Annotated in this window: 9 protein-coding genes and 1 pseudogene; 8 read left to right on the forward strand and 2 right to left on the reverse strand. The window is 69.8% G+C overall.

Annotated elements, in window-relative coordinates; translation table 11 throughout:
* The first annotated feature begins 4 nt into the window (after nt 1–4).
* The 3 genes from ABZV40_RS10510 (at nt 5) to ABZV40_RS10520 (ending at nt 5,263) form a co-directional block, all read left to right on the forward strand.
* Nucleotides 5–2,113 carry a hypothetical protein gene (locus ABZV40_RS10510; protein WP_355438303.1) on the forward strand — a complete coding sequence of 703 codons (2,109 nt, stop codon included), beginning with the start codon at nt 5–7 and terminating at the stop codon, nt 2,111–2,113.
* Nucleotides 2,114–2,183: 70 nt separating this feature from the next.
* A complete protein-coding gene (locus tag ABZV40_RS10515; protein ID WP_355438305.1) occupies nt 2,184–4,352 on the forward strand; it encodes a hypothetical protein in 2,169 nt (722 codons plus the stop codon).
* Between the two features lie 11 nt (nt 4,353–4,363).
* Nucleotides 4,364–5,263 carry an ROK family protein gene (locus tag ABZV40_RS10520; protein WP_355438307.1) on the forward strand — a complete coding sequence of 300 codons (900 nt, stop codon included), beginning with the start codon at nt 4,364–4,366 and terminating at the stop codon, nt 5,261–5,263.
* A 239-nt stretch (nt 5,264–5,502) separates the two neighbouring features.
* Here the strand turns inward: ABZV40_RS10520 and ABZV40_RS10525 are convergent, their stop codons facing one another.
* Nucleotides 5,503–6,282 carry a 5-oxoprolinase subunit PxpA gene (locus ABZV40_RS10525; protein ID WP_355438309.1) on the reverse strand — a complete coding sequence of 260 codons (780 nt, stop codon included), beginning with the start codon at nt 6,280–6,282 and terminating at the stop codon, nt 5,503–5,505.
* Between the two features lie 96 nt (nt 6,283–6,378).
* Here ABZV40_RS10525 and ABZV40_RS10530 point away from each other — a divergent pair, with 96 nt between their 5' ends.
* The 5 genes and pseudogenes from ABZV40_RS10530 to ABZV40_RS10550 all read left to right on the forward strand — a co-directional run.
* The gene (locus tag ABZV40_RS10530) at nt 6,379–7,071 is read left to right on the forward strand and encodes a GntR family transcriptional regulator (RefSeq protein ID WP_355438311.1); all 693 of its coding nucleotides are present in this window, start codon (nt 6,379–6,381) and stop codon (nt 7,069–7,071) included.
* 99 nt (nt 7,072–7,170) lie between these two features.
* Complete coding sequence (locus tag ABZV40_RS10535) at nt 7,171–7,437, forward strand: DUF3311 domain-containing protein (protein ID WP_355438313.1); 267 nt, start codon at nt 7,171–7,173, stop codon at nt 7,435–7,437.
* Nucleotides 7,437–9,071 carry a monocarboxylate uptake permease MctP gene (gene mctP, locus ABZV40_RS10540; RefSeq protein ID WP_355438314.1) on the forward strand — a complete coding sequence of 545 codons (1,635 nt, stop codon included), beginning with the start codon at nt 7,437–7,439 and terminating at the stop codon, nt 9,069–9,071. The genes ABZV40_RS10535 and mctP overlap by 1 nt, the downstream gene beginning before the upstream one ends.
* Before the next feature lie 71 nt (nt 9,072–9,142).
* Nucleotides 9,143–10,384 (forward strand): hypothetical protein, encoded by a 1,242-nt coding sequence (locus ABZV40_RS10545; RefSeq protein WP_355438316.1) that lies wholly within the window; start codon nt 9,143–9,145, stop codon nt 10,382–10,384.
* Nucleotides 10,273–11,226, forward strand: a pseudogene (locus ABZV40_RS10550) (septum formation family protein); the annotation flags it as partial. The gene ABZV40_RS10545 and the pseudogene ABZV40_RS10550, both read left to right, overlap by 112 nt.
* Nucleotides 11,227–11,512: 286 nt before the next feature.
* Here ABZV40_RS10550 and ABZV40_RS10555 read toward each other — a convergent pair.
* Complete coding sequence (locus ABZV40_RS10555; protein ID WP_355438318.1) at nt 11,513–11,725, reverse strand: hypothetical protein; 213 nt, start codon at nt 11,723–11,725, stop codon at nt 11,513–11,515.
* Between the last annotated feature and the right edge of the window lie 162 nt (nt 11,726–11,887).

Here is an 11,887-nt window from a genome sequence, read left to right on the forward strand (position 1 = left end):
CCACGTGGCCAGGGGGAGGGTCGCCGCGGCGGACGTGGTGCGAGGACTGTTGGGGGAGAACGACAACACAGGTGGTGGCGGGTGGCGGTTGCCTCGGCGCAGGCCGAGCACCCCGCCCGTCATCCACGTGGCGGACCGGGTGGTCACCGGTGTGCTCGACCTGCGCGCGGTCGAGGTGCCGTACGTGCTCGAGTTCGAGCGCTGCCAGTTCGAGGCGGCACCGGACCTGCGGCAGGCGAACCTCGCCGGCATCTCGTTCACCGACTGCGACCTGCCGGGGCTCGAAGCGCGCAACCTCAGCAGCAGCAACGACGTCTCGCTGCTCAACTGCCGGGTCACCCACCTCGTCGACCTGACGGACGCCGAGATCGCCGGCTCGGTTCTGCTGCGGGACAGCAAGTTCAGCGTTCCCGGCGGGTTGTGCCTGCACGGCGACCGGCTGACCGTGGCGGGTGCGCTGCTCGCGTTCGGCATCCACACCGAGGGCGAGATGCGGCTCGCGGGCGCGCGCATCGGGGGCAACGTCAACCTCAGCGGCGCGGTGCTGGAGAACGCCGACGGCTTCTCGTTGAACGGCAACGGCATGCAGGTCGGTGGCAACCTGCTCGGCGCGTTCACCTCGCACGGCGTGGTGTTCCTGGCCAACGCGCGGATCAGCTCGGCGCTGTCGCTGCGCGGCGCGATGCTCTCGCGCGGCTCGGAGTTCGAGGACACCACCGACCCGCACGCCGACCCGTCCGCGACGCTGATCCTGGACCGCGCCGACGTCTCCGGCGACCTGGAGCTCGACCGCGGCTTCACCAGCGCGGGCACGGTCCGCGCCGTGAACGTGCGCATCGGCGGCACGTTGTCAGTGGCCGACGCCGTGCTGGACGCCGTGTCGCCGCCCTCGGTGGGCACCGACCCGACGGGTTCCGGCCGGGCGCTGCACGTCGACGGCGCGGAGATCAGCGGAGACATCGTCGGGCGCGGCGTGCGGATCAAGGGCCAGCTGCGCATGGTCGACACGCGCGTGCGCGGCAGCATCACCCTCGAGCGGGCCACTGTGGACAATCCGGCCGCGGACGCCCTGCTGACCAACCGCTCGCAGATCGGCAGCAACTTCGTGGTGCGCGAGTCGGAGATCTCCGGCGGTCTGGAGCTGCGCGGCATCACCGTCGGCGCGAACCTCGACCTGCGCGGCAGCCGCCTGATCAAGCCGGGCAAGTACCGCCACCAGCCGCGCGAGAAGCCGTCGCTCGACATCGGCGGCGCCACGATCGGCCGCGACCTCATCTGCGCCCGCGGCGAGAAGGAGTTCGTCGCGCACGGCGGCGTGCGGTGCCGGCGCGCGACCATCGGCCGCATGGCGAACTTCAACGGCGCGGTGCTCGGCTACAAGTTCGACAGCCACGCGCTCAACGCCATGGGCATGCAGGTCCAGGAACTGATGCTGAACGTCGTGTCACCGCCGAAGGGCCTGGTGACGCTGCGGCAGGCGCGTTGCACGTCGTTGGACGACAACGAGAACTTCTGGAACGCCACCGGGTTCATCGACCTCGACGACTTCCGCTACGACTCGCTCGCCTACCCGATCGACCTGCGCGACGACGCCCAGGTCCAGCAACGGCTGCGCTGGCTGCGGCACGCGATGCGCCGCAGCTACCGGCCGCGCCCGTACGACCAGTTCGCCGAGATGCTGACCGCGGCGGGCAACGAGGAACACGCGTCCACGGTGCTGATCGAGAAGCAGCGGCTGCGGTACCGCGCGGTCGCCGAGGGCATGCGGTTCTTCGGCCCGCTGGTGCTGGTGTGGAGCTTCCTGCAGCGCTCGATGGTCGGCTACGGCTACCGCCCGGCGCGCGCTCTGGGGTGGCTGATCACGGCGTGGATCGTGGGCAGCATGTGGTTCGCGTACAAGGGGCCGCTGGTCCCGATCAACGAACAGGACCACCTGCCGTGGAACGCATGGCTCTACACGATCGACCTGGTGGTGCCGATCGTCGACTTCGGCAACAAGAACCGCTGGCAGACGCCCGGCGCGTCGCAGTGGATCGCCTCCGGGCTGATCGTGACGGGCTGGATCCTGGCGACCACGGTCGCCGCGGGCATGACACGAACGTTGAAACGATAGTGCGGCGGCCGCCGCACTTCGCCACCATCGGGGTATTTCGTCTGCTGATGAACGATGGTGCGATCGTCGGGTGATCGCCGCCGAGTCCACCGAGCTCTTCGTCGGGCCTCGGACCGCGCTGCTGCAGGTGGTGCGGGTGAGCTCGCCCACGTTGGCGGGACCGGTGCACGCGCACGTCTCCGGCCCCGGCCTGCACTCGCCGCGGCACGGCGGCGCGCTGGTTCCCGGACCGTTCGGTTACGAGGTCCCGGTCGACGTCTCCGAGCACTCCCCCGGCGCCGTGGTGCCCGCGCAGGCCGTCGTGCGGTCGGCCGCCGGTGAGGATTCCTGCACGTTTTCACTGGTCGTGGGCTCGCCCGGGTGGACGGTGCACCTCGTCGGGCACGTGGCGGCGGATGCGCCGTTCCCGGTGCTGCGGGCACACCTGGACCTGGCGCTGACCGATCCGGCCTACCGGTTCGCGGTGACGTCCGTGGAACTGCTGCAGCCGTACTGGGACACGTTCCCGAAGCACCGGTCGTTGCTGCTGCGGCTGATCTCCGAGGGCCGCGTCGAGGTCGTCGGCTCTCCGTCCAATGTGGTCGGTGTGACGCCGGTGCTGTCCTCGCTGCCGTCCGGGACGGAGTTGGCGGCGTCCTCGCTGGACGAGGCCGAGCGGGCGGTCTACTCGTCGTTCCTGGCGCTGCGGCCCGCCGCGTCCTCGCCGCACGTGATGCTGCCGGTCGGACCGCCGCGGTCGATGCCCTCGCCGTGGATGACCCCGATCCACCACGACTGGAACCGGCGCTACACGTGGCCGCGGATCATCTGCTCGTTGCCGCGTGACTACTACGTGCGCGGGTCTGTACCGGTGCCGCTGCCTCCCATCGATGACTCGCCGGCGGCGGTGTTCGCATCGCACGCGTCTCGGCTGACCGGCGCGGCCTATCCGACCGCTGCTCTCGAACGGGCCGCAGTTGCACATCCGCGTGAGGCTTTCGACCTGCACTCGGACGTCATCGCGCGGTCGCTCGCCGCGTTGACGTCCACTGTGGACTCGTCGGTCGTCGTGTGGAACCCGCTGAGCGTGCCGTGCACCGACATCGTCTCCGTGCACCTGCCCGCTCCGCGGAACGTGCATGTGTCCTATGACGGCTCGCCTCTGCCGACGTTGGTCGACGGGGTCACCGTGACGTTCCTGGCCAGGGACGTGCCGGCGTGCGGGTGGCGGACCTGTTCGCTGGTCGAGGACGACGCCGACCACGGGTGGAAGCGCGGATACGGCAACGAGATCGCGTCCACTCATCACGTCCTGTCGTACGACCCGATCGCGTCACTGGTCGCCGTCGACGGCCCGGCCCTGGAACCTCCTCGGCTGACCGGCCCGGTGACCGTCTGGCACAGCGAGGTCGGCGAGAAGATGGTCGGGTCGTCGACCTTCACGCTGTGGCACGAGGTCGACCACCTGGGCCCGTCGCGGCTGGTGGGAGTGCTCGGCTCGCGTTCGCCCGCGGAGGGTTCGCTGCCCTCGGTCAAGGCGCGGCTGGCAGTGGCCGGACCGCCGCTCGGGCCTGTTTCGCCCGCCGTCACGCCCGTGTACGCGCGGTACTGGCTGCACGAGCCGGCCCCGTTGGGCGGGCTGGCGGCGAACGTGCACCTGGACGTGCTCAGCCCGACCCGGTTGCGGGTGGTGGCGATGTCGGACGGGCCGGAGTTCGAGGGCGTCGTGCGGCTGGCGCTGCCGGACGGGTGGTCGGCGTCGTGGGACTCGCTGCCGGTGTCGCTGCCGGCCGGCGGGTACGTCGAGGCGGAGGTGCGGCTGGAGGGCCCGCGGACGCCCGGCTGCTACCCGGTGCGGGCGATCCTGGAGGGGCTGCCGTTCGAGGTCTGCGACGTGGTGCTGCTGACCGTGCCGGAGTGGGACTTCGAGGACCCCGTCGAGGTGCTGTGGGTGGCTTCGTCGCCTTCCCTGGTGTCGGTGGCGCCGGGTTCGTCGTCGGTGCTGCGGGTGGTGCTGGCCTCTGGCGCGCACGGGGACCTGCCGGTGCAGGCCTGGGTGTTGTCGCCGCGCGAGACGTGGGAGTTGGTCGGGCCGTTCTGCGTATCCGGCGTGTTGCCCGCTCAGGGCCGGATGGCGCTCGACTTCACGGTGTCCGCGCCGACGTGGGCCACTGCCGGGTCGTGGCCCGCCGTGGTGAAGGTGGCGGCCGGGGAGCTCGTGCGCACCACTCCGGTGATCAGACTGGAAGTCGCTGGTTAGCATGGCTCACCGTGACTGATCTGGTGCTGGCACTGGACTTCGGCGGCACCAAGATCGCTGCCGCCCTGGTGGACCCCGCGGGTCGCGTGGTGCGGTCGTCGCGAGTGCCGACGCCCGCCGTCGACCCCTGGGACGCGGTCGTCTCCGTGGTGTCGTCGGTGGTCGGCGACGCCGCGGTGGCCGGTGTCGGCATCGCCTCGGCAGGACCGGTGGACACCGTCGCCGGCACCGTTTCGCCGATCAACGTGCCCTCGTGGCAGGCCTTCCCGCTGCGGTCAGCGGTGTCGTCGCTGGTCCCCGGCGTGCCGGTCGAGCTGGCCGGCGACGGCGTGTGCATGGCCCTCGGCGAGCACCGGCGCGGCGCCGGGCAGGGCAGCACGTTCATGGTCGGTCTGGTCGTGTCGACCGGTGTCGGTGGCGGACTGGTGTTCGACGGGCGGCCGTTCGGCGGGCGGACCGGCAACGCCGGGCACATCGGCCACATCGTCGTCGAGCCCGACGGAGAACCCTGCACGTGTGGCGGGCGCGGGTGCGCCGAAACCGTGGCAGGCGGACCGCGGATGGTGGCCTGGGCCCGCCGCGCAGGCTGGCAGGCACCCGACGACGCGGACGCGGCCCTGCTGGCCGCGGCGGCGCTGGCCGGCGAGGAGATCCCGCTGGAGGCGTTCGAACGGGCCGGTCAGGCGGTCGGGATCGCCATCGCCGGGGCGGCCGCGGTGTGCGACCTGGAGCTGGCGGTCATCGGGGGCGGGGTGGCGCAGGCCGGGGAGCTGCTGTTCGAGCCGGTGCGGCGGGCGTTGAAGACCCACGCCGGGTTGTCCTACCTGGCCGGGCTGGAGGTTCGGGCTGCCCAGTTGGGTGGCGAGGCCGGGCTGGTGGGGGCGGCGGCGTTGGTGCGGGCGGCGCGCTGAGCTGGACGGCCACGTCGGCCGATGGAGGGGCGGCGCGCTGAGTTGGACGGCGTCGCCGGACTGGGCAACGTCGCCGGACTGGCGTAGTCGCGGCACTGGTGCGGGCGGCGCGCCGAGGTCGCGGCGAGGCTTGGCTGGTGGGAGGCCGCGCTGCGGGTGGTGAGCGCGCTGGCGCAGGGGTCCCCTCGGGTTTTGGGTCCCCCGCGACCCAACGTAGCGAGCGGGTCTGACAGTTCTTGTCAGATGGCGCGGCGGGTGTGGCGGAGTGGGGAGTCCACGCGGGACACCGCGACGCCGGCTGACTCCAGGGCCTTGCGGACGGTTTTGGCGATCTCTGCGGCGTTCGGGGTGTCGCCGTGGACGCAGATCGAGTCGGCGGCGATGTGCACCGGGCGGCCGTTGGTGGTGCGCACCCAGCCCTCGGTTGCCAGTTGGACGCACCTTGCCGCGATTTCCGCCGGGTCGCGGAGCACGGCTCCTGGTTCGTTGCGCGGGACCAGGGTTCCGGTGGCGGTGTAGGCGCGGTCGGCGAAGGCCTCGTGCCACACGCGCAGGCCGGCCACTGAGGCCCGCTTCAGCCACACGGCGCCGGGTGGGCCCAGTACGGCGAGGGTTGGGTCGAACAGGCGGACGGCGTCCACCACGGCGTCTGCCTGGGCCTCGTGGCGCACCAGGGTGTTGTAGAGGGCGCCGTGCGGCTTCACGTAGGACACCCGTGTGCCGGCGGCGCGGGCGAAGGCCTGGAGGGCTCCCAGCTGGGCCAGGACCTCGTTGGTCAGGGTGTCCGGTGCCACGTCGACGAAGCGGCGGCCGAAGCCTGCCAGGTCGTTGTAGCCGACGTGGGCGCCTACCGCCACGCCTGCCTCGGCGGCTTGGGTGCAGACCGCGCGCATCGTGTCGGCGTCGCCCGCGTGGTAGCCGCAGGCGACGTTTGCGCTGGTCACCACCTTCAGCACGGCGCTGTCGTCGCCCAAGGTCCAGTGGCCGAAGCCCTCGCCGAGGTCCGCGTTCAGGTCCATGGCCGTCCCCCCACGTCTGCAGTATCGTTGGATTGTGGGATTGTTGAACGATTTGACGATAGTGCAATCGAACGATCCTGCAAATAGACTTGGCAGGTGACGGAGACGTGGGTGTCGACGCTGGCGCAGGGCAAGGCCGAGCTGGAGCGCGCGAGCACCGCGCAGAAAGTCGCGGACATGCTGCGCGAGCGGGTGCTCGACGGCGAGCTGGCGCCGGGCCTGCGCCTGAGCGAAGAGGCCATCGGCGGCGCGCTCGGCGTCAGCCGCAACACGCTGCGCGAGGCGTTCCGGCTGCTCACGCGCGACCGGCTGCTGGTGCACGAACACAGCCGCGGCGTCTTCGTCCGCAGGCCCACCGGCGACGACGTGCGCGATCTCTACGCCGCGCGCAGGGTGATCGAGTGCGGTGCCCTCAGGCTGTGGAACGACGTCACCGACGCCCAGCGCGAGGCCGTGCGGGCGCCGGTCCGGCAAGCTGTCGCCAGGGCCGAGAAGAACGACTGGACCAAGGCCGGCCAGGCGAACATCCAGTTCCACCGCGGCATCGTCGGGCTCGCGGGCAGCACCCGGCTGAGCGACGAGTCGGACCGCCTCTTCGCAGAACTCATGCTGGCCTTCCGAGTGGCTCAGGAGATCAACGACTTCCACCAGGCGTACCTGCCGTGGAATCGCAGGATTGTGGAATTGTTGAACAATGGAGGCGTTCAACAAGCGGTCGATCAGCTGGCCGAGTACTTCGACGCGGCCGAGGAGGACCTCGTCGCCCGCCTGGACGCCGCGCAGCCCTAAGGGACTGTTAAGCGGAGTGCAACGATTCCGATCACGAAGCTGACGACACGTCTCATCAGGCCTAACATCCGCGCAACACCGCGTACACGGAGGGCCACCATGCCGTCGGATCCCAAGACCGGCCTGCGCTGGAGCAACTGGAACCTGCTGCTGATAGTTCCGCTGCTCATGCTCATCACGCCGTGGTTCAACATGGACGAGCCTCGCCTCTTCGGGCTGCCGTTCTTCTACTGGTACCAGTTCGCGTTCGTGCCGCTCGGCGTGCTCTGCGTCGGCCTGGTCTACGTCAAGACCAAGGACCAGCCGGTCGTCACCGGCAAGCCGGACAAGCTGGGTGTCGACGACCTGGACGAGGGAGCGAACTGATGCAGTGGACCGAGCTGATCGTTTTCAGCGTCCTCTTCCTGCTCGTCACGGTCATGGGCTTCGTGGCGGCGCGGTGGCAGAAGGGCGCGACCCTCGACCACCTCGACGAGTGGGGCCTCGGCGGCCGGAAGTTCGGCAGCTGGATCACGTGGTTCCTGGTCGGCGGTGACCTCTACACCGCCTACACGTTCGTGGCGGTGCCGGCGCTGATGTTCGGTGCGGGCGCGCTCGGCTTCTACGCCCTGCCGTACACGGTGATCCTGTATCCGATCGTGTTCCTGCCGTTGGTGCGCATGTGGTCGGTCAGCCGCGTGCACGGCTACGTCACGCCGGCGGACTTCGTGAAGGGCCGCTACGGCTCGCACTGGCTGGCGCTGATCATCGCGATCACCGGCATCGTCGCGACCATGCCGTACATCGCGCTGCAGCTGGTCGGTCTCGAAGCCGTGCTGCGCAGCATGGGCCTCAACGGCGGCGGCATCCTCGGCCACCTGCCGCTGTTCATCGCGTTCGTGATCCTCGCGCTCTACACCTACCAGTCGGGTCTGCGGGCGCCGGCGCTGATCGCGTTCGTCAAGGACATCCTGATCTACGTCGTCATCCTCGTGGCGATCGTCTACCTGCCGTCGAAGTTCGGCGGCTGGGGCCACATCTTCGGCACGGCGCAGGCCAAGTTCGACGCGACACCGTCCAAGGCCGACGGCATCCTGCTGACCGGCACCAACCAGCTGCAGTACGCCACGCTGGCGCTCGGCAGCGCGCTGGCGCTGTTCCTGTACCCGCACTCGCTGACCGGGATCCTCGCGAGCCGCGGCCGCAACGTCATCAAGCGCAACATGGTGGCGCTGCCGGCGTACTCGCTGGTCCTGGGTCTGCTGGCACTGCTGGGCTTCGTCGCGGTCAGCGCGGGCACCAAGCCGATCGTCAACCAGGCGACCGGCCGTCCCGACACCAACACGATCGTGCCGGAGCTCTTCGGCCACAACTTCCCGTCGTGGTTCGCGGGCGTCGCGTTCGCGGCCATCGGCATCGGCGCGCTGGTGCCGGCGGCGATCATGTCGATCGCGGCGGCGAACCTGTGGACGCGCAACGTCTACAAGGAGTACATCCGCAAGCACGCCACGCCCGCCGAGGAGGCGAAGCAGGCCAAGATCGCGTCGTTGGTCGTGAAGTTCGGCGCGGTGGCGTTCATCGTGTTCGTCGACCCGCAGTTCTCGATCGACCTGCAGCTCATCGGCGGCGTGATGATCCTGCAGACGCTGCCTGCGGTCGCGATCGCGCTCTACACCCGCTGGTTCCACGTCTACGGCCTGGTCGCGGGCTGGGTCGCCGGCATGGGCTACGGCATGTGGCTGCTCTACAACATCGGCAACCCTGCCGTGAACAAGGCGCACTTCGCCGGTTCGGCACTGCCGCTCGGCAAGATCTCGATCCTCGGCTGGCACCCGTTCGGGGCGTCGACGACGCAGATCTACGTCGGCATCGTCGCGCTGCTCGTCAACCTGCTGGTCGCGGTGATCGTCACGCTGATCGCCAAGCGGGCCAGGGTGTTCAACGGCACGGACCAGACGGACCCGTCCGACTACCACGTCGACGAGGACAACCCTCGGGTGAAGCCGGTCGCCGCCCACTGAGACGCGTCCGTTAACGACATGGGCCACCCGTCGGTTTCGGCGGGTGGCCCGTTTCCGTTAGAGATCAAGGCGTGAAAATCATCGCCGGACTCGTCATCGCGGCAGGCCTCGCGGTCGTGCCGGGCATCGCCCGAGCTCAGGACGACAACTGCTACGACACCACCGCCCCGCTGACCGTCGAGGAGCAGCGGCTGGACGACACGCTCGTGACCGGTGGTCCCGCCGTCGGTCCCGAGCTCGTGCGGCTCGCCGGGTTCGACGGCCGTGTCAGGGAGTTCACCACGCGGCTGTGCCACCAGATCGTGCCGAAGCAGGCGCAGCAGTTCGTGACACGTGAGGGAAACGCGCTGTGGAAGGCCGCGGTCGCCCGCGCGCAGAGCACCAAACCGCTGGCGCACGACGCCTATGACGACCGGCCGCTCTACTGGGCTCGCCTGCAGCTGACCTCCGCGCTGCGCCAGTGGAAGCCGCGTTTCCCGCTGTCGGTCCACGAACACGCGCAGCTGATCCAGCAGTTCGACTGGGCCTCGCGCGGGCTGAGCGACGCGACGTTCCAGGCCAGGCCGGGCGTCCGCAAGATCGCCGTGACCGGCTTCGACCCGTTCCAGCTCACCGGCGCGAACGTGCGGCGCGCCAACCCGGCGGGTGCCGCGGCGTTGCAGCTGGACGGCCGTGAGATCACCACACCGCAGGGCAGGGTCGTGATCCAGGCCGCCGTGCTGCCGGTGCTGTGGGGCGGGTTCGACGAGGGGATCGTCGAGCAGTTCTACGGCTCCGCGCTGGAGCAGAAGCCCGACGCGTTCGTGACGATCAGCCAGGGTCGGCCGGGCCGCTTCGACATCGAGCGGTGGGCGGCGCGCTGGCGTGGCGGATTCGGCGACAACAACGACGTCAAATCGTACGGCAGCGTTCCGGACGCGGCAGGGTGGCCGCAGCCCGCGAACGAGTTCATCGAGACGTCGCTGCCGTTCCAGAAGATGATCAACGCGGGCACCGGCCCGTTCCCGGTGCAGCTCAACCGGAGCTTCTGCGAGTGGGTCGTCGTCGGCACCCAGCAGGACTGCCGCACGGACGACCCGACGCCGGGCCGAGTCGCTGCGTCCGGTGGTGGCGGCGACTACCTCTCCAACGAGAGCATGTACCGGGCCAACCGCGTGCGGATCGGTTACGGCGCAACGAATGTCCTCGGCGGACACCTGCACACGCCGGTGCTCGGCCAGCCCACCGACCCGGCCGCGCTGACGGACGCGGCGTTCGAAAAACAGCGTCGGGACATCGCCGATCAGGTCAAGGCCCTAGTCTCTGTGGTGTGACTCGTGTGCGGCTGGCGGTGGCAATCATCCTGAGTGCGTTGGGCTTGAGCGCTTGCGCCATTCAGGTCGGAGGTCAGGCCGTTCCAGGACCGATGCCGTCCACCGCCGCCGCGGACGCACCGACCCTGCCCAAGGTCGGGCAGTGCATGAACTCCTCCGAGCTCAAGCCGGTCGACTGCGCCGCGAGCCACGACGCCGAGGTGATGGGCGTCGGCGAGATGACCGGCCTGCCCTCCACCTATCCGGACACCACGGCGCTGCGCAAGGCCGCGCTGCCGTCGTGCTACGGCGTGATCAACGACTACCTCGGCAGCGCGGACGCAGGCGGGACGCGGCTGCAGGTGTGGACGTTCTGGCCGAACGAGGCGGGCTGGAAGAAGGGGGAGCGCTGGCGGCTGTGCACCGTCGTCGAACTCGCCCCCGAAGGAAAAGCCCTGGCGCGCAAGGGTTCCCTGAAGGACGCGCTCAAGGGCGGCTCCAGCTTCAACACGTTCCAGATCTGCCTCGGCGGCTCGCCTTCGAAGGACCCTGACGTGAAGCCGGCCGCCTGCAACAGCCCGCACATGGCCGAGGCCGTGCCGGGCGGCATCGTGCCGCTGGGCAAGTTCAACGACCCGGCGCCGTCCAAGGAGCAGATGAGCGCCGTCGCCAAGGACAAGTGCACCAAGGCCGTGCACGACTACCTTGGTTCGGACAAGCGCACCGACGTGTTCCCGGCGTGGCGGATGCCCGGATCCCAGGGCTGGTCAGAGGGTTGGACCTACGCGATCTGCTACGCGGAGGCCACCAAGACCTTCACCGGCACCCTCCTCGGCATCCGAGACAACCCGCTGCCGAACTGATCCGGCGATCACGACCATCAGCACGGCGGCCAGGGACAGCACCAGCATCGCGACTCCTGCGATCTCCACGGCACACCTCCCCTTCCGTCCTGGTGGCGATCTTCGTGACCGCCATCACACACCTAAGACGTTCCCGGCAGAGCGCAGGTTCATTCCTGTGTCAAGACCGTTTTTGTGAGTTGTGGAGAAGTGCCCCCAGGCTGTCCACAGCTATCCACAACATGTGCACAGAGCCGTCCACACCTGTGGACAACTTCGTCTCAAGTGGACGATGAGCTGCACTGACTCAGAGAAGATTGCTGCACAGGACCACGCCGACGGCAGTACCGACCGCTAAACCGAGGACGAACACGAGCGTGTAGCGCCACCACGGCGTGCGGGCCGGCGGGGCGGGCGGCACCGGGTAGTAGCGCACGATGCCCGTCGTCGGTCCGACTTCGACGTCGCGCTTGGTGCCGTCGAAGTGAAGTCCCCCGAGGAAGTCCCCGTCCTGCATCACCCGTCCAGTGATACCCCACCCAGGCGCCCCAGTCACTCACCGCACCTGCTTGAAATGCACGCGGGGGCCCCGCCGGTGGGCCGGGGGAACGCCGGGGCCCCCCAGGGGGGGCGCGGGGCGCCCCGCGCCGGGTTGGGGCGTGCAGGCCGGGGGGGCGCGGGG

Source organism: Lentzea sp. NPDC004782, from assembly GCF_040609115.1.
Taxonomy (GTDB): Bacteria; Actinomycetota; Actinomycetes; order Mycobacteriales; family Pseudonocardiaceae; genus Lentzea.

Excerpts from the sequence above, each read along its gene's own strand:
- ABZV40_RS10535 (WP_355438313.1), top strand. The coding sequence starts at position 7,171 with ATGCCGTCGGATCCCAAGACCGGCCTGCGCTGGAGCAACTGGAACCTG.
- ABZV40_RS10525 (WP_355438309.1), bottom strand. The coding sequence starts at position 6,282 with ATGGACCTGAACGCGGACCTCGGCGAGGGCTTCGGCCACTGGACCTTG.
- mctP (WP_355438314.1), top strand. The coding sequence starts at position 7,437 with ATGCAGTGGACCGAGCTGATCGTTTTCAGCGTCCTCTTCCTGCTCGTC.